14 protein-coding genes are annotated in these 17,704 nt (G+C 74.1%); 9 read left to right on the forward strand and 5 right to left on the reverse strand.

The genetic code is table 11. The features are described from left to right. The first annotated feature begins 127 nt into the window (after window positions 1-127). The 3 genes from EV562_RS24255 to EV562_RS24265 all read left to right on the forward strand — a co-directional run bounded on the left by EV562_RS24255 (window position 128) and on the right by EV562_RS24265 (window position 4,011). Complete coding sequence (locus tag EV562_RS24255) at window positions 128-1,228, forward strand: citrate synthase 2 (protein WP_133888965.1); 1,101 nt, start codon at window positions 128-130, stop codon at window positions 1,226-1,228. Between the two features lie 340 nt (window positions 1,229-1,568). After that, window positions 1,569-2,462 carry a GNAT family N-acetyltransferase gene (locus EV562_RS24260; protein WP_133888966.1) on the forward strand — a complete coding sequence of 298 codons (894 nt, stop codon included), beginning with the start codon at window positions 1,569-1,571 and terminating at the stop codon, window positions 2,460-2,462. A gap of 145 nt (window positions 2,463-2,607) precedes the next feature. Further along, window positions 2,608-4,011, forward strand: coding sequence for a PAS domain-containing protein (locus EV562_RS24265; RefSeq protein WP_133888967.1), 1,404 nt, complete (start codon window positions 2,608-2,610; stop codon window positions 4,009-4,011). A gap of 551 nt (window positions 4,012-4,562) precedes the next feature. On the opposite strand, the gene EV562_RS24270 is transcribed toward EV562_RS24265, so the two are convergent. Beyond that, window positions 4,563-5,318, reverse strand: coding sequence for an SIS domain-containing protein (locus EV562_RS24270; RefSeq protein ID WP_133888968.1), 756 nt, complete (start codon window positions 5,316-5,318; stop codon window positions 4,563-4,565). A gap of 221 nt (window positions 5,319-5,539) precedes the next feature. Between EV562_RS24270 and EV562_RS24275 the strand changes: the two genes are divergently transcribed. After that, a complete protein-coding gene (locus EV562_RS24275; protein WP_133888969.1) occupies window positions 5,540-6,232 on the forward strand; it encodes a metal-dependent transcriptional regulator in 693 nt (230 codons plus the stop codon). 517 nt (window positions 6,233-6,749) lie between these two features. Next, entirely contained in the window at window positions 6,750-7,640 is an 891-nt protein-coding gene (locus tag EV562_RS24280; RefSeq protein WP_133888970.1) for an alpha/beta hydrolase, read from the forward strand. Window positions 7,641-7,755: 115 nt separating this feature from the next. Here the strand turns inward: EV562_RS24280 and EV562_RS24285 are convergent, their stop codons facing one another. From EV562_RS24285 to EV562_RS24295, 3 genes are all read right to left on the reverse strand, one after another. Further along, complete coding sequence (locus tag EV562_RS24285) at window positions 7,756-9,411, reverse strand: transporter (RefSeq protein WP_133888971.1); 1,656 nt, start codon at window positions 9,409-9,411, stop codon at window positions 7,756-7,758. Next, window positions 9,408-10,199 carry an ABC transporter ATP-binding protein gene (locus EV562_RS24290; protein WP_133888972.1) on the reverse strand — a complete coding sequence of 264 codons (792 nt, stop codon included), beginning with the start codon at window positions 10,197-10,199 and terminating at the stop codon, window positions 9,408-9,410. The genes EV562_RS24285 and EV562_RS24290 overlap by 4 nt, the downstream gene beginning before the upstream one ends. Window positions 10,200-10,341: 142 nt before the next feature. Beyond that, window positions 10,342-10,995 carry a bifunctional DNA primase/polymerase gene (locus tag EV562_RS24295; RefSeq protein ID WP_133888973.1) on the reverse strand — a complete coding sequence of 218 codons (654 nt, stop codon included), beginning with the start codon at window positions 10,993-10,995 and terminating at the stop codon, window positions 10,342-10,344. A 319-nt stretch (window positions 10,996-11,314) separates the two neighbouring features. Here EV562_RS24295 and EV562_RS24300 point away from each other — a divergent pair, with 319 nt between their 5' ends. Both EV562_RS24300 and EV562_RS24305 read left to right on the forward strand, forming a co-directional pair. Next, window positions 11,315-12,700, forward strand: a complete 1,386-nt coding sequence (locus tag EV562_RS24300) for a transcriptional regulator (protein WP_133888974.1) — start codon at window positions 11,315-11,317, stop codon at window positions 12,698-12,700. 201 nt (window positions 12,701-12,901) lie between these two features. Further along, window positions 12,902-14,671, forward strand: a complete 1,770-nt coding sequence (locus EV562_RS24305) for a hypothetical protein (RefSeq protein ID WP_243860144.1) — start codon at window positions 12,902-12,904, stop codon at window positions 14,669-14,671. 39 nt (window positions 14,672-14,710) lie between these two features. Here EV562_RS24305 and EV562_RS24310 read toward each other — a convergent pair whose 3' ends face one another. Next, window positions 14,711-16,033 (reverse strand): ABC transporter substrate-binding protein, encoded by a 1,323-nt coding sequence (locus EV562_RS24310; protein ID WP_133888975.1) that lies wholly within the window; start codon window positions 16,031-16,033, stop codon window positions 14,711-14,713. Between the two features lie 116 nt (window positions 16,034-16,149). On the opposite strand from EV562_RS24310, the gene EV562_RS24315 reads away from it, so the two are divergent. Further along, window positions 16,150-16,650 (forward strand): hypothetical protein, encoded by a 501-nt coding sequence (locus EV562_RS24315; protein ID WP_133888976.1) that lies wholly within the window; start codon window positions 16,150-16,152, stop codon window positions 16,648-16,650. A gap of 47 nt (window positions 16,651-16,697) precedes the next feature. After that, window positions 16,698-17,591 (forward strand): formyltetrahydrofolate deformylase, encoded by an 894-nt coding sequence (gene purU, locus EV562_RS24320; RefSeq protein ID WP_133888977.1) that lies wholly within the window; start codon window positions 16,698-16,700, stop codon window positions 17,589-17,591. Window positions 17,592-17,704 lie beyond the last annotated feature (113 nt).

Here is a 17,704-nt window from a genome sequence, read left to right on the forward strand (position 1 = left end):
CGGCCGCACGGGGCATCACAGGGGTGACCGGCAGGACCGCGAGTCGAGCACGACCGTGGATCCATGGGGGCGCCGCACCGCCTCCCGCCCAGGTCGCCGTACACCACTGATCACGAGGAGCCGCCTGATGTCCGACTTCGTACCCGGACTAGAGGGAGTCGTCGCCTTCGAGACGGAGATCGCCGAACCCGACAAGGAGGGCGGCGCCCTCCGCTACCGCGGCGTCGACATCGAGGACCTGGTCGGGCACGTCTCCTTCGGCAACGTGTGGGGCCTGCTCGTCGACGGAGCCTTCAACCCCGGCCTGCCGCCCGCCGAGCCCTTCCCCATCCCCGTGCACTCCGGCGACATCAGGGTCGACGTCCAGTCCGCCCTCGCCATGCTCGCGCCCGCCTGGGGCCTCAAACCCCTCCTGGACATCGACGCCGGGCAGGCCCGCGACGACCTCGCCCGCGCCGCCGTCATGGCCCTGTCCTACGTCGCCCAGTCGGCGCGCGGCCAGGGCCTGCCCATGGTCCCGCAGCGCGAGATCGACAAGGCCGAGTCGGTCGTCGAACGCTTCATGATCCGCTGGCGCGGCGAGCCCGACCCCAAGCACGTCGCCGCCGTCGACGCCTACTGGACCTCCGCCGCCGAGCACGGCATGAACGCCTCCACCTTCACCGCCCGCGTCATCGCCTCCACCGGCGCGGACGTGGCCGCCGCCCTCTCCGGGGCCGTCGGCGCCATGTCGGGGCCGCTGCACGGCGGCGCCCCCTCGCGCGTCCTGCACATGATCGAGGAGATCGAGCGCACCGGCGACGCCGAGGCCTACGTCAAGAAGACCCTCGACGCCGGCGAACGCCTGATGGGCTTCGGCCACCGCGTCTACCGCGCCGAGGACCCCCGCGCCCGCGTCCTGCGCCGCACCGCCCGTGAGCTGGGCGCCCCGCGCTACGAGGTCGCCGAGGCCCTGGAGAAGGCCGCCCTCGCCGAGCTCCACGCCCGCCGCCCCGACCGCGTGCTGGCCACGAACGTCGAGTTCTGGGCCGCGATCATGCTGGACTTCGCGGAGGTCCCGGCGCCCATGTTCACCTCGATGTTCACCTGCGCCCGCACCGCAGGCTGGTCCGCCCACATCCTGGAGCAGAAGCGCACCGGCCGTCTGGTCCGCCCGTCCGCCCGCTACGTGGGCCCGGGCACCCGGGACCCGCGCGAGATCGAGGGCTACGACGACATCGCGGGCTGACCGCCCCGGTCCCGGAACGCAGGCGACCCGCGAGTCTGGTTCCTCCGTGGAGGAGCCGGCCGGACGTACCGGCGACTCGCGGGTCGGGTGACTGCATTGGGATTGGGCCGGCTGCACGCGTCTTTCACGCGCTGGCCCGGCGCCGCACTCCGTGTGGTGCCGGGCCGCTAGCCCGCAGCCACCTCACGCGTCCGGTTGTCATACATCTGCCGAACCACCTCCCTTCTCGTGTACGGCCCACCCTAGGAACCGGGCGGCCGCCGGTTCAAATGATTTTCCGGATCGATTCGTCGTCGATCACCCATGGACGCGTCTTCGCTGCTCACCTACGGTTTCGCTCATGACGAAACGCCAGGGGGACCCGCCCGTCAGGCGGGCGGTGGTCAGCGGGTCGACGTTCGAGGAACGGATCGGGTACGCCCGGGCCGTCGTCGACGGGGACCGGGTGCACGTGTCGGGGACGACCGGCTTCGACTACGCGTCGATGACGATCCCCGAGGGCGTGGTGGACCAGGCCGAGCAGTGCCTGCGGAACATCGGGGCCGCGCTGGCCGCGGCCGGGTGCACCTTCGCGGACGTGGTCCGGGTGCGGTACCTGCTGCCCGCCCGGGAGGACTTCGAGCCGTGCTGGCCCGTGCTGCGGGAGGCGTTCGGGCGGGTGCGGCCGGCCGCGACGATGATGGTGTGCGGGCTCGCGGACGAACGCATGCGCATCGAGATCGAGGTGGACGCGCGGCGGGGCCCGGTCGCCGCCGGAGCGGGCCCGGGGCTGCGGATCGAGCCGGTGGACGGGGACGCCATGGTGGAGGAGTGGCGGCACGTGCACAACGTCATCGTGCCGCCGGCCGCCATGACCCCGGACGAGGCGCGGGAACGCTCCGGGCGCAACCGCCTGGCCAACGCCTACCTCGGGGACGTCCTCGTCGGCTGCTCCACCGTGCGACCGCCCGGGGACGGGGAGCGGGTGGCGACCGTGATCGCCCGGGTGCTGCCGGCGTACCGGGGACGCGGGATCGGCACGGCGCTCTACGAGGAGGGCCTGGCGCACGCGCGCGTGCTGGGCGCCTCGGTGGTGGAGACCGTGGTGCTGGCGGCCAACGCCGACGGACTGCGGTTCGCCGGGGCGCGGGGGTTCGTGGAGACGGAGCGGTACGTGCTCGACGGCGAGCGCGACGAGTGGGTCGATCTGAGGCTCGCCGGCCGCCCGGACGACTCCCCCGGGGCGCCCTCATGACGGGGGCTTATGCCGAGTTTCCGCAGTACGACGATTTCCGCGAAGTTGCGGGAACCCGGTGTGTGCTGCATCACGTTCGAGTTGAATGAAGGCCAGCGAGTGAACCGACGTACGGTACGGCGGACGCAGCCTGCAGGGGGTCCAGGTGAGTGCTTCCCGGCGTAGTGGGACCACCGACGAGCTGGGGCCGGACGAGCCGGAGCAGCCCGAGCGGGACGGCGCGGACCTGTTGGCCGCGCTCCTCGACGGCATGGACGCGGCCTTGTGCGCCTTCGACGCGGACGGGGTGGTGACGCATTGGAACCGCGAGGCGGAGCGGATCCTCGGCTGGAGCGCGGCCGAGGCCGTGGGACGGCGGGGCTTCGCGGGCTGGGCCGTGCGCAGCGCGGACGCCGGTGAGGTCGAGGACCGGCTGCTGTCCGCGATGCGGGCGCCCGGGCGCCAGGTGCACGAGTTCGCCCTGCTGACCAAGGACGGCGGCCGGGTGCTGGTGCGGACGCAGTCCGCGGCGGTGCGGGGCCCCGACGGGAGGCCCGCGGGCGTGTACTGCGCGTTCAGCGAGGTGCACGCGCAGATCGACCTGGAGCGGTCCATCGCGCTGAGCGAGGCCCTGCTCGAGGACGCGAGCTGGGGTGTCGTCCTGGTCGACGCGGACCTGCGGCCCGCCGTGGTCAACGCGCACGCGGCGCGTGCCCTGGGTGCCGGGCGCACGTCGGTGCTCGGGCGGCCGCTCGGCGATCTGCTCGCCCAGGGCGTCGAGGAGCTGGAGAACGCGCTGACGCACGTCCTGGCGGAGGGCGCGCCGCCCGCGCCGGCCGAGGTGTGGGTGAGCCTGCGCACGCCGGAGGGTGAGCGGCGCCGGTGCTGGCGCAGCGGGTTCGTGCGGCTGGCCTCACCGCTCGCCGAGGAGCCGGTGCCGCTGGGCGTCGGCTGGCTGTTCCAGGACGTCACGGAGTCCAGGCAGGCCGAGCAGGAGGCGTCGCTGCTGCGGTTCCGGGCCAACCAGCTGCACCGGGCGGCGCGTGCCGCGGCCGAGTGCGAGGACCCGGCGGAGGCCGCCGTCGTCCACCTGGACTTCGCGCTGGCCGGGTTCGCCGACCATGCCCTGATCGACCGGGTCGTGGGCGGGGCGGTGCCGGACACCGACGCGGCCGAGCCGGTGCGGCTGGTGCGGGTCGCGGCCACGCCGTCCGGTGCGCCGGGGCCGAGCGTGCCGTCCGGGACCTCCGGGCTGCCGGTGCGCTACGGCGAGGGGCACCCCGCCGTGCAGTGCGTCGAGCGGGCGGGGTCGGTGCGGGCCAGCGCGGGTGTGCGGACGGTGCCCGAGGAGCAGGTGCGGCGGTGGGCCACGGCCCGGCAGTGGCCGACGGACACCGTGCACGGCCTGTGCGCGGTGCTGCGCAGCCGCGGCAGGACCCTCGGCGTCGTCACGTTCCTGCGGGGCGCGGGCCGCAGCGCGTTCGAGCGGCAGGACGTGATGTACGCCGAGGACGTGGCGGTGCGGATCGCGATGGCGCTGGACCTGGCCGGCGCGGTGGAACACCGGTAGCGCCGGTCCGGCGGATCACGACGCGGGAGAAGCCACGGCGCCTCGTCGGCGCCGGTGACGACGGTCGCGCGCCGCGCTCGCGGCATGCTCCGGCGGGCGCCGGCGGCCCCAGCGGCAGCCGGCGGCAGTCGGCGGCCTGAGTGGCTGCGGCGCCCCGGCGACGGTCGGCGGGCTCTCGCCCCGAGCGGCTCATGGCCGGGGCGGCGCCACCGGCCACGGAGCCCGGCGGTCTGCGGGAGCCGGGCGGTCTGTGGGAGCCGGGCGGTCTGCGGGTCCCGGGGCCGCGCGCAGCGCGGGTAGATGCGGGTGCGGTACCGGCGCCCCGGCGGCGGTCGGCGGGCTCTCGCCCCGAGCGGCTCATGGCCGGGGCGGCGCCACCGGCCACGGAGCCGGGCGGTCTGCGGGTCCCGGGGCCGCGCGCAGCGCGGGTAGATGCGGGTGCGGTACCGGCGCCCCGGCGGCGGTCGGCGGGCCTTCGGCCCGAGCACCTCATGGCCGGAGCGGCGCCACCGGCCGCAGAGCCCGGCGGTCTGCGGGCCCCCGGCCCGCGCTCAGCGCCGGTAGAAGATGCGGTCCCGGTACTGCTCCAGGACGCGGCCGTTCCACTCGTGGCCGCCGTCCACGTTGCCCGAGCGCAGCAGCGGGGGTTCGACGCCGCGGTCGGCGAGGGTGGCGGCCGCCGTGGCCGTCATCGCCTGCATGAGGGCGCTGGTGACGACCGTGGAGGCGGGCGCGAAGGGCGCCGGGACGGTGTCCAGGGTCAGCTCCGCGTCACCGACGGCGATCTTGGAGTCCAGCACGAGGTCGCAGTGGTCCTTGAGGAACGTGCCGGAGGAGTGCCGCGAGGTCGTCTCGGAGGCGTACGCCACCGAGGTCACGCCGATGACCCGGACGCCGAGGGCCCGGGCGTTCATGGCCATCTCCACGGGCAGGGCGTTGCGCCCGGACAGCGAGATGATCACGAGGGCGTCCCCCGCGCGCAGCGGGGAGGAGTCCAGCACGGCGCTCGCGAGGCCGTCGACGCGTTCCAGGGCGGAGCCGAGGGTGGCCGGCATCACGTCGACGCCGACGACGCCGGGCACGGTGAGCAGGTTCATCAGGGCGAGCCCGCCGGCCCGGTACACCACGTCCTGGGCGGCGAGCGAGGAGTGCCCGGCGCCGAAGGCGAAGAGCCGGCCGCCGCTCTGCACGGTGTCGGCGAGCAGCGTGCCGGCCGCCTCGATGCCGTCCGCCTCCTCGTCGCGCACGCGGCGCAGGAGATCGATCGCCGCGTCGAGGAACTGGCCGGCCGGCTTGCGGTCGCTCATGCGGGGCCCCTTCGGTGTGGCTGTGTCGCGGATCACGGTGCGGTCTGGACCAGTGCGGTGTCAATACGGCGTCGACGCGGCGGGGCCGGTGCGAGCGGGCGTGTCGGGGCGCCGCTTCCGACGGCGGGGCACGGTTGTCGGTGGTATGCGTCAGAATTGGTGCAGGGCCAGCGCACGCGCCGGTGGGCCGTAGCCTCCGGCAATCTCATCGAGGGGCACGAATGTCCGGACTGATCGACACCACGGAGATGTACCTCCGCACCATCCTCGAGCTGGAGGAGGAAGGTGTGGTCCCGATGCGTGCGCGGATCGCCGAGCGGCTCGACCAGAGCGGTCCGACGGTCAGCCAGACGGTGGCGCGCATGGAGCGCGACGGCCTGGTGGCCGTCGCGGCGGACCGGCATCTGGAGCTGACCGAGGAGGGCAGGCGGCTGGCGACGCGCGTGATGCGCAAGCACCGGCTCGCGGAGTGCCTGCTCGTCGACGTGATCGGCCTGGAGTGGGAGCAGGTGCACGCCGAGGCGTGTCGCTGGGAGCACGTGATGAGCGAGGCCGTCGAGCGCCGCGTCCTGGAGCTGCTGCGGCACCCGACCGAGTCGCCGTACGGGAACCCGATCCCGGGCCTGGAGGAGCTGGGCGAGAAGGACGGCGCCGATCCGTTCCTGGACGAGGGCATGGTGTCCCTCGCCGACCTCGACCCGGGGCTCGAGGGCAAGACGGTCGTCGTGCGCCGCATCGGCGAGCCGATCCAGACGGACGCGCAGCTGATGTACACGCTGCGCAGGGCCGGGGTGCAGCCGGGCTCGGTGGTGAGCGTGACCGAGTCGGCCGGCGGCGTGCTGGTGGGCAGTGGCGGCGAGGCCGCCGAGCTGGAGGCGGAGACCGCCTCCCACGTGTTCGTCGCCAAGCGCTGACCGGACCCGGGAGGGCCCCGCGGGGCCCGTTGACCGGGTCCCGTCGATTCGGCGACCCGGTGCCGCCGAACGGCAGCGGCCGGACGCTTCGCGTGCCAGGCTGTGCCGTGGGGCGGTGGACGCGAGAGGCGAGACGCGAGGGACTCCTGGCCGCGGCTGACAGCGATGTCGCCGGGGGCCGGAGAGGGGGAGGGAAGATGACGGAGAGACGGAGAGGGCCCCGGCGCCGAGTGGCGCCGGGGCCTGTCCTCCCCTGTGCTGACCTGGAGCCCCGAGCTCTCAAGGTCAATCCCCTCGGACCGTTTTCCCCGAGCGGTCCGCCTCCCGTTGAAGATCTCCCCCGGGCGGCTGCGATCAATCCCTGAGGGGTGTCACTCGAACGAGGGGTGTTGTCCTTCGGGACGGCTCTTTCGAATGAGTATTCGATACTCTGCACGGCAGGCAGGACACGGTTCACAGGACCGGCCGGCCCGCGAGGGCGGGCGGGTCCGAGCGGAGCTTGGGGGTGCCAGGACCTATGGCGCGGCGCATCGATGTGACCGGCGCGGGCGGCGTGCGCCTCGCCGCCTGGGAGTTCGGGGACCCTCCCAAGACCGACCGGACGCAGGGCGCCACCGCCGCCGCGTCCGGGGCTCAGGACCTGCCCGGCGTGCTGTTATTGCACGGCCTGATGGGCCGTGCCTCGCACTGGGCCCCCACCGCCCGCTGGCTCTCCGCCCGGCACCGGGCCGTCGCCCTGGACCAGCGCGGCCACGGCCGCAGCGACAAGCCCCCGCACGGCGCCTACACCCGCGAGGCCTACGTCGGGGACGTCGAGGCCGCCCTGGAGCAGCTCGGTCTCGGCCCGGCCGTCCTCATCGGCCACGCCATGGGCGCGCTGACCGCCTGGCAGCTCGCCGCCAAGCGCCCCGACCTGGTCCGCGGTCTGATCATCTGCGACATGCGCGCCTCCGCCCTCGGCGCCGCGTCCCAGCACACCTGGACCGAGTGGTTCCGTGCCTGGCCGGTCCCCTTCGCCACGCTCGCCGACGTCCGCAAGTGGTTCGGCGAGGACGACCCCTGGGTGGAGCGCCCCAACCCGGCCCGCGGCGAGTTCTACGCGGAGGTGATGGCCGAGTCCCCGGACGGCTGGCGTCCCGTCTTCGAACCGGAGCAGATGCTGCGCTCCCGGGAGACCTGGGTGTACGACGCCCACTGGGAGGAGCTGACCCAGGTGCGCTGCCCCGCCCTGGTCGTGCGCGGTCTCGACGGCGAGCTGGGCCGCGCCGAGGCCCAGGAGATGGTCCGCGTCCTGCCCAGGGGCCAGTACGCGGAGGTGGCCGACGCCGGCCACCTCGTCCACTACGACCAGCCGGACGCGTGGCGGGCGGCCATCGAGCCCTTCCTGGACGGCCTCAGGGACACCTGAGGCCCCAGGACCGCCGGGACACCTGAGCCCCCAGGACCGCCGGGACACCCGAGCGCCCCGGACGGCCCACGTCGCCCAGCCGCTCGCGGTCACCCGCCCGCACCGGACGCGGCCGTCACCCCCTGCTGACCGCCGTGAGGATCTCCGGCAACCGCCGGGCCGTGCGCGGCGCCGCCAGTCGCAGGCCGAGCAGCGTCAGCGCCGCGCCGTACACCGCGCCGACCGGCAGCAGCAGCCGGGCCCACCCGCCCGCGCCGCCGGCGTGCAGCCAGACCGTCAGCGCGATCACGGGCGCGCACAGCAGGGCCGCGCCCGCCATGCCGCCGAAGATCGAGATCCAGGCGAGCCCGACCTGTCCCGGGGCGACGTTCTTGTACCCCTCCTGCGGGATGGAGTACGGGAAGCGCGCCGAGGTCCACGCGCCGGTCGCCAGCATCGCGCCGAGCAGCGCGAAGGACAGGCCGAGCGCCTCCGGCAGGGTCCGCCAGTCGCCGAGCATCGCGGTGGTCAGGACCGTCACGAGGGTCGCGTACGGCAGGGTGATCAGCAGCAGTGCCAGCGCGCGGGCCCGCAGCTCGACGTAGGCGTCCCGGGTCGACGAGATGGTCATGGCCACCATCCAGAACGCGGACGTGTCCTGCCCGAACTGGTTGTACATCTGGATGCCGAGCATCCCGGCGGCGAAGCAGGCGAAGTAGACCGAGCCGGTGCCCTGCCAGGCGTTGAACACCGGCACGATCAGGCCGATGGCCAGCGAGGTCACCCACGCCGCCTTGGTCTTCGGGTCGCGCCACACGTAGCGCAGGGTGCGTTCCATGGTGGTGCCGGTGCGGCCCGCCGGCAGCCACCGGGCGGCCCCCGCCGAGCCGCGCTCGCGCGCCGCCCCGGTGTCGCCCTCGACCGTGGAGCCGTCGGGCGCCGTCATCAGCCGCGTCAGATGCCGCGCCCACACCCGCAGCAGCAGCACCAGCGCCGCCGCGGTCAGCGCCAGCCGGGCGACCGCCACGCCGTACGACCCGTCGCTCGCCGCGTCCATCGCGCCGACCGCCGACGCGGGCGGCACCCACCGCAGCACGTCGGCCACCGGATCGAGCTCTCCGAGCCCCGACGAGCCCAGCCGCTGCGCGCCGAAGTTCACGAGCTGCGCGCCGATCGCCACGACCAGCCCGCTGAGCACGGCGAGATCGCGCCCCCTGCGGCTGGTCAGCAGCCGTACGTTGGCTGCGGCGACGGCCCGCGCGAGGGTCACGCACACCAGCAGCGCCAGCACCGCGCCGACGACACCGACGACGTACGCCGCCCCGCCGTGCGCGACCGCGACCACGGAACCGGCGAACAGGCACAGCGTGAACAGCGGGCCGATGCCCACCAGCGAGGACGTGAGCAGGGCCCGCACCAGGGGGCCGGGCCGCAGCGGCAGCATCACCAGCCGGGTGGGGTCGAGCGTCTCGTCGCCGCCCGGGAAGAACAGCGGCATCACCGCCCAGCCCACCGCGAGCACCGCGGCGAGCAGCACGACCAGCGCGTCCACGTGCGCGTACCCGCGCAGCGCGATCAGGCCGATCAACTGGAGCGCGGCGAAGAGCAGCACGAGGACGGCCGAGGCGATGTAGGCGGCTCGCCGCCCGCCGGACTGCCGCAGCCCGTTGCGCAGGAGCGACAGCTTCAGCCGTACGAAGACCGAGGTGAGCGAGGGGACGGAGCCGCGCGGTGGGCCCGGCGGGGACGGCGCGGGCGGAACCGACGCGTCCGGCGAGGTCGGCGCGCTCATCGGGCCCCGCCGCCCAGCCAGTCCAGGTCCGTACCGGCGTCCCGGCCCTGTGCGCCGACGAGTTCGAGGAACGCCTCCTGCAGCGACGCCGCCCCGCCGCGCACCTCGGTGAGGGTGCCGGTGGCGCGGATGCGGCCGGCGGCCATGACGGCCACCCAGTCGCACAGGGACTCCACCAGCTCCATGACGTGGGAGGAGAAGACGACGGTGGCGCCGGAGGCGGTGTAACGCTCCAGGACGCCCCGGATGGTCTGGGCGGAGACCGGGTCGACGCCCTCGAACGGCTCGTCCAGGAACAGCACTTCCGGGTTGTGCAGCAGCGCGGCCGCCAGCCCGATCTTCTTCCGCATGCCGGTCGAGTAGTCGACGACCAGCTTGTGCTGGGCACCCGCGAGGTCGAGCACGTCGAGGAGCTGCGTGGCCCGCTTGTCGACCTCGTCGCCGGGCAGCCCGCGCAACCGGCCCGTGTAGCCGAGCAGTTCCCGGCCGGAGAGCCGCTCGAACAGCCGCAGTCCTTCGGGCAGCACGCCGATCCTGGCCTTCACCTCGACCGGATCGCGCCACACGTCGTGCCCGACGACCTCGACCGTCCCCTGGTCCGGCCGCAGCAGTCCGGTCACCATGGAGAGCGTGGTGGTCTTCCCGGCCCCGTTCGGCCCGACCAGCCCGATGAACTTGCCCGCCGGCAGCTCCAGATCGATCCCGCCCACGGCCACCTGCTGCCCGAACCGCTTCCAGAGCCCCTGAACCCGCACGGCGCTACCACTCACCACGTCTCCCTCCGTCAACTGCGCACCCTACGGGGGAGAAGCGCCGACAAGGGGCGCGGGACCGTGTCGACATGCGGCTCCGCCGCGTGAGCGCGATCAACCACGGACGGCCGGCAGCCGCCAGAACACAGCCACCCGGCAGATGAAGGGGCGGCGCCCCCTAACGATCCCGACCGCACGCATACGCCAACGCCGAGATCAACTCCTCCACGTCCGGCAGCCACCGGTTCGCGGGCGTCGGCCGGCAGGCCCACTGCACCGCCCCCCACGTCCCCATCCGCGTCGGCGGCGCCGCCACGTACGCCCCCTCGCCGAGCACGCCCAGGTCGAGTGCCCGCGGCGACCACCCCGACCGACGCACCAGGTCGGGCACCTTCACCCCGGCCCCCGGAAGGACGAAGAACCGCATCCGCCGGTCCGGCGCCAGCGTCACCGGGCCCAGGGTCAGCTCCATCCGCTGCATCCGGGCCAGCGCAAGGAACCCGGCGGTCTCGGGCACCTCGACCGCGTCGAAGGTCCGCCCCGTGGGCAGCAGGACCGACGCCGTCTGCTGCTTCTGCCACATGCGCCGGACGACGGTCGCGCTGCCGGACGCCTGGGCCGCCCAGTCCTCGCGCGCCGGATGCGCGCCCGGGGCGGCGCACGCCGCGTCCCCGCAGGAGCAGCACTGCCCCCCGCCGACGGGCACCAGCCAGGTGCCGGGAAACACGTCCCAGTGACGCTCCTCGGCGTAGCGAACGGCGGCCTCCAGCAGCGACGTGCCGCGCTGCTGCGGGATCTGGGCGGCTTCGGTGCCGGGGATGGTCTCTTCCACGAGAACCTCAACTCCCGCGCCCACCGGGGGTTACGGGAGCCGTGCGCGCGGGGGAGGGGCATCGGCGCCGCGGTCGGGGCGCACGGGTGCACATCCGGGGGCGCGCGGGAGGATTCACCGCGGGAGCTGGGTAGCCACGGGTGGGGCCGACGGGCCGACGTGTGCCGGCGCCCCCGAAGTTCACGCAATCCTCGCAAGCTCCGCAAGTCTCGCATTGTCGGCACATCGACGGGGCATTGATCTTCAGGGCCGGATCCGTCTCGTCCGACGATCCGCCGGGACAGATCGAGACCGCATGAGACCGCATGGGGGTTACGCCATGGCCGCAAGGCCTCTCGTCGCGCGGCAGCCGAACGAACGACTGCAGGCGCTCATTCAGGAAGCGGGCTGCTCGAACGCGGGCCTCGCCCGCCGGGTCAACGTGTGCGGGGTCGAGCACGGTCTCGACCTGCGGTACGACAAGACCTCCGTGGCCCGCTGGCTGCGCGGACAGCAACCGCGGGGCCGGGCACCGGCGATCATCGCCGAGGCGCTCGGACGCAAGCTCGGCCGCACGGTCACGATCGACGAGATCGGCATGGCCAACGGCAAGAACCTCGCCTCCGGCGTCGGCCTCCAGTTCTCGCCGACGGTGCTGGGAGCCATCGAGCAGGTCTGCGAGCTGTGGCGCAGCGACGTGGGCCGCCGGGACTTCCTGTCCGGCTCCTCGGTCGCCGCCTCGGCGCTGGTGGAACCCAGCCGGGACTGGCTGATCTCCGCCCCCGACTCGCAGGTGTCGCGTTCGGCCGGGCCGCGGGTGGGCCCGTCCGACGTGGCGGCGGTGCGGGCGATGACGCAGGCGCTGGTGGACCTGGACCACCAGTACGGCAGCGGGCACGTGCGCCCGGTCCTCGTGCACTACCTGAACAGCGTCGTCTCCGGGCTGCTGGCCGGTTCCTACCGGGAGGCGGTCGGACGTGAGTTGTTCGCCACGGTCGCCCGCCTGACCGAGCTGGCCGGGTACATGGCCGTCGACACCGGCCAACCGGGTCTCGCCCAGCGGTACTACATCCAGTCGTTGCGGCTCGCGCAGGCCGCCGGGGACCGCGGCTACGGCGGCTACGTCCTGGCCGCCTCCATGAGCCACCTCGCCGCACAGCTCGGGAACCCGCGCGAGATCGCCCAGTTGGCCCGGGCCGCGCAGGAGGGCGCACGCGGGCGGGTGACGCCGCGCGCGGAGTCGATGTTCCACGCGGCCGAGGCCCGAGGCCACGCGCTCCTCGGCGACGTCCGGGCGGCCCACGAGGCGGCCGGACGGGCGGTCGGCGCGATGGAGTCGGCCGACGCGGCCGCCGGGGACGACCCGGTGTGGATCGCGCACTTCGACGAGGCCTACCTCGCCGACGAGTTGGCGCACTGCCACCGCGACCTCGGACAGGCCGACGCTGCGGCGCGCTACGCCCGCCAGTCCCTGGACGGGCACCCCGAGTCGCGGGCCCGCAGGCGGGCCATCGGCCATGTGCTGTTGGCCACGGCGCAGGTGCAGCAGCGCGAGATCGAACAGGCCTGCCACACGGCGACGAAGGCGGTGGAACTGCTGGAGACGCTGCGCTCCAACCGGGGCGCCGAGTACCTGGACGACTTCCAGGCCCGGCTCGAGCCGTACCGGGAAGAAGCCGTGGTCAGGGAGTTCGGCGCGCGGCTCGATCTGCAGGCCGCCGCGTGAGGGGACGGGGCGCGGATGCGTGAACCGGCGTGAGAATCCGCCGCGGTGAGCGCGAAGGGACATCAACAGCGTGCCGCGGCCGGGTTTTGTTACCGCAGTCACAGGGAAGGAGTTGACGCCCCGGGCGGCGTGGCAGTGGGCTCGGGGGACCCGGTAGCGTGAGCCGACGATTCCGAAGGTCCCCCATTCGTAGGAGTCCCGGTGACGCAGAGTGGACAGGGCGAGGAGCCCTCGGCGCGGCAAGCGCGCGAAGGCATCGTGCTGCCCTCGGACGGCGGGGAGCCCTTGCTGCCCGGCCGGGCCGGCACGCCCGTCGGCCCGCAGGCCGGTGGCCCGCCCGCATCGGCGCCACCCGGCGGCCAGGCCTGGGACCGGCCCTGGGGGCCCGAGCAGCAGCAGAGCCCGCCGGCGGACCCGGGCTGGCCCACCCCGCCCGGAGCCCAGCCGTGGGGTGCACCGGAGTCCCCCCAGCCGTCCGCGCCGTCGCCCGACCCGTCCTACGCGCCGCACGCCTGGCCACCCGCGCAGGGCGGCCAGACCCAGGCGCCCGGTGCCCTGCCGCCGCAGGCAGGCCCCGGTCCGCTCCCGCCGGAGGGCGCGCAGCCCCCGGCGTACGGAGGGTCTGCGGTCGACGCGTACCAGGGCGGTCAGCCGCCGTACGGTCAGCACCACCAACAGCAGCAGTACCAGCAGCATCAGCAATACGAGCAGCACCACCAGCACCAGTACCAGCAGCACCACCAGCATCAGCCGGATCAGCAGCACGAGCAGCACCAGCAGCAGTACGGCGGGACGGCCGCGCCGCTGCCGTCCGCGCCCCTGCCGCCCGCCGACGAGGGTGCCACGCAGTACATGCCGCCGGTCGTGCCGTCCGCCGACGAGGGCGCCACCCAGTACATACCGCACATACCGCCCACGGGGCCGGGTGCGCTGCCGCCGGAGAGACCCGCGCAGCCGCACGCCGCCGAGTCGACGCAGTACCTCGGCCAGGCCCCGCAGTACCCCGCGCAGCCCGCGGCCGGGCACCAGCCCCCGGCGTCCCACCCCGACGCGGAGGCCACGCAGTACATCGCGCCGGTGCCCGGCGGCCCCGCCCCGTTCGGTGCCGGCCCCGGTGCGGACGAGGGGCGTCAGCCGCCCGCCGAGTTCGACAACCTCTTCCGCGGCGCACCCGGCGCCGACGGCCCGGCCTCGGCCACCCAGCAGATGCCCCGCTTCGACGCGCCCCAGGCGCAGTACCCCGGCGACCGGCCCGGATACGCCGCCCCGCAGGGTCCGGGCGGCGGCGGTGACGGCAGGCGACGCGGGACCGGCGGCGACGACGGCGGCCGGGGCGGGCGCTCCGGTTCGCGGCTGCCGCTGATCGCGGCCGTCGGTGTGGGCATCGCGGTCGTCGGGATCGGCGCCGGCGCGATGATGGCGAGCGGAGGGGGAGACGAGGACAAGGGCGGCAACCAGACGGTGTCCGCGACGGCCCCCGCCTCCGAGTCCGAGGCCGCCTCGGCCTCGCCGTCCGTCGACCCGGTCCGGCAGCAGGCCGTCGAGCTGGACAAGCTGCTCGCCGACAGCGGCGACAGCCGCACCACGGTGATCAACGCCGTGAGCGACGTGCGGACCTGCGACAACCTGTCCCAGGCGGCCAAGGACCTGCGCGACGCCGCCCAGCAGCGCAGCGGGCTGGTCGACAGCCTCGGCAAGCTCTCCGTGGACAAGCTGCCCCGGCACACCGAGCTGACCGCCGCGCTCACCAAGGCGTGGCAGGCCTCGGCGTCGGCCGACAACCACTACGCGGCCTGGGCCGACCGCACGGCCGGCAAGAAGGGCTGCAAGAAGGGCAAGGCCACCACGCAGCCCTCGGCGGCCAACCGGGAGAGCGGCACGGCCAGCAAGGAGAAGGCCGAGGCGGCGAAGCTGTGGAACGCCATCGCCAAGCAGTACGGCCTCACCGAGCGGCAGCCCACCCAGCTCTGAGCCACCGGGCCGCCCTTCCGGGGGCTGCCGGGGCACCCCCTAGAGCACGTTCGCGCTCTGCAGCGTGCGCGTGGTGTCCACGGCGCCCTCGCGGGCCGAGGCCAGGTGGCCCTCGCGCACGACCTGGAGGGTGACCTCGGCGTTCACCAGGCGCGGGAAGCCGACCGAGGCCAGCTTGTCGGCGAAGGTCCACCGCAGGGCGGGCGTGAGCCCGCCCGTGCCGACCTCCAGGCCGTCGTCGAGGGCCCGTCTGACGGTGTCGGCGCTCACCTCGCCGTCGCCGAGCGAGTCGACGACCCCCCTGAACACGGTGTACGCGATCCAGGTCGTCTGCACCCCGGCGTCCGCCGCGTCGACGGCGTTGTCGCCGAACGCCTGCTCCTCGATCAGCTCCTTCATCCCGGCCCAGGCCGGGTCGCCCGCCGGCGGGTACCAGCCGGTGACGTACGCCCCTTCGTAGGGCCCGGACGCCCCGCCGCTCGCGTTGATCGTCGTCTGGTCGACGCTGCCGAGCACGGTCGCGGTCCGCACGCCGGGGTGGTCCTCGCGGGCGCGCCGGAAGGAGTCCATGAAGGTGCCGGTGCGGTCCCCGAGGACGGGCACCACGCACCCCGGCGCCCCCCGGCCGGTCCGCTCCTCCCGTGCCAGCGCCTGCGCGGACTGGTCGTCGTAGGCGGTGGCGTCCTCCGCCGCCCGCTGGTCGTGCGACCGCTCGTGCCCGCCGGAGACCAGCCCCGAGTCCAGCAGCGCGGGCAGCTCGTCGCCCGCGATGGTGTCGGGGCGGACCAGCGTGACCGGCCCGCAGGACCCGGCGAGCGTGCTGCCGAGCCCCGCGAGCAGGGCCGGCTGGCCCCCGTTGACCGGGTACGACAGCGGGCTGGTGAACTCCGTGTTGGTCAGCCCGTAGCCGCCGATGTACGGGATGCGGGCGCCCTCCAGCACGGGGAAGAACGAGTCGGCGTACTGGCTGTAGGAGCCCACCACGGCGACCGCCTTCTCCTTGACGGCACGGCGGGCACATTTCGCCGCGGCCACGCTGTCGTTGTGGTCGTTGCAGGTCAGGACGTTGAGCTTGCGGCCGCCGAGGCCGCCCTGGGCGTTGACCCAGCGGGCGTAGGCCTGGGCGAGCGCGGGCATGCCCGGCTTGTTGGTCGCGCCGGTGTCCTGCGGCGCCCAGGTCATGACGGTGATCGGGCCGTCGTCCCCGGAGCCCCCCGTGGCACCGGGGACGACCCCGCAGCCGACGGCGAGCGCCGCGCACGCCACCAGCGCACCTGCGGACAGCGCGCCGGTGCGGGTGGCCCGGGAACGGCCGCGGGGGCCGCCGGGGAGGGTGCTGCGGGTGGGTCGCCTGCCGGTCATGTCCCGGCACGATTCCGTCACCCGGCCAACCCGGGAGTGACCGGCGGTCGACGCGTGGTGACGCGGAGGTGAATTGCGGGGGCCGGCGGTGCGCGGGGAGGGGGAACGTAGGATCGATGACCGTGCAAGGTTCGGAGAAGTCTTCCCGTCGCGGCCGTCGCTCCACCACCATGGGCGGCATGCCTCTCAACGACATGCCGTGGTGGCGCTGGCGCAGTCAGGTGCGCTCCGCGCTGCACATGCTCTCCGCCCCCGCCTTCCAGCGGGACGTCTGGCTGGCCGGCGTCGACGGCTACGGGGACGTCACCGACGCCGTGTACCGACTGGTGGAGGACACCTGGCTCGACCACTGGTCGGCCGAGAAGTACGTGGGCACGGTCTTCCGCGACTCGCAGGAGGCGGCGCTCGTCGACACCGCCGTGCTGCGGGTCCTGCGGATCATGCACCAGGTCGGGCCGGACGCGCCGGTGACCGCGTACCTGGAGCACACGGACTGGCCGGAAGCGGTGCGGGCGGCCCGCGACGCGCACGTACGGCTGGCCACCAGCGACGGCGAGGACCCGGAGGCCGAGCCGCGCACGCTCGAGGTGCTGCAGATCCTCACCCGGTCCGCCTGACGGGACGGCACGCGGGCCGCGGGGCCGGATATGGGACCCTGTGCTGCATGAACGCGCAGTCCTCCGCCGCCGTCCCCTCGGCCGACGCCCCGGCCGACCAGTACGTCCTCACCCTGTCCTGCCCCGACAAGCAGGGCATCGTGCACGCCGTCTCGAGCTACCTGTTCATGACCGGCTGCAACATCGAGGACAGTCAGCAGTTCGGGGACCACGACACGGGTCTGTTCTTCATGCGGGTCCACTTCTCGGCCGGTGAGCCGGTGACCGTGGACAAGCTGCGCGCCAGCTTCACCGCGATCGGGGACGCCTTCCACATGGACTGGCAGATCAACCGGGCCGACGCGAAGATGCGCATCGTGCTCATGGTGAGCAGGTTCGGTCACTGCCTGAACGACCTGCTCTTCCGCGCGCGGATCGGCGCGCTGCCCGTGGAGATCGCGGCCGTGGTGTCCAACCACACCGACTTCGCGGAGCTGGTGGGGTCCTACGGCATCCCCTTCCACCACATCCCCGTGACGAAGGACACCAAGCCGGAGGCCGAGGCCCGGGTCCTGGAGCTCGTGCGCGAGGAGAACGTCGAACTCGTCGTGCTGGCCCGCTACATGCAGGTCCTGTCGGACGACCTCTGCAAGCGGCTCAGCGGCCGCATCATCAACATCCACCACTCCTTCCTGCCGAGCTTCAAGGGCGCGAAGCCGTACCACCAGGCGCACGCGCGGGGCGTGAAGCTGATCGGCGCGACCGCGCACTACGTGACGGCCGACCTCGACGAGGGGCCGATCATCGAGCAGGAGGTCGAGCGGGTCGGCCACGACGTCACCCCGGACCAGCTGGTGGCGATCGGCCGGGACGTGGAGTGCCAGGCGCTGGCGCGCGCCGTGAAGTGGCACGCGGAGCGGCGGATCCTGCTGAACGGCCGCCGCACGGTCGTCTTCGCCTAGAACCGCACGGTCGTCTTCGCCCGGGACCGCACGGTCGTCTTCGCGTAGAACCGCACGGTCGTCTTCGCCTGGAACCGCACGTCTTCGCCCGGGACCCGTCGGACGGGTTCCGG

Origin of the sequence: Streptomyces sp. BK208 (assembly GCF_004364245.1) — a bacterium.
Classification (GTDB): Bacteria; Actinomycetota; Actinomycetes; order Streptomycetales; family Streptomycetaceae; genus Streptomyces.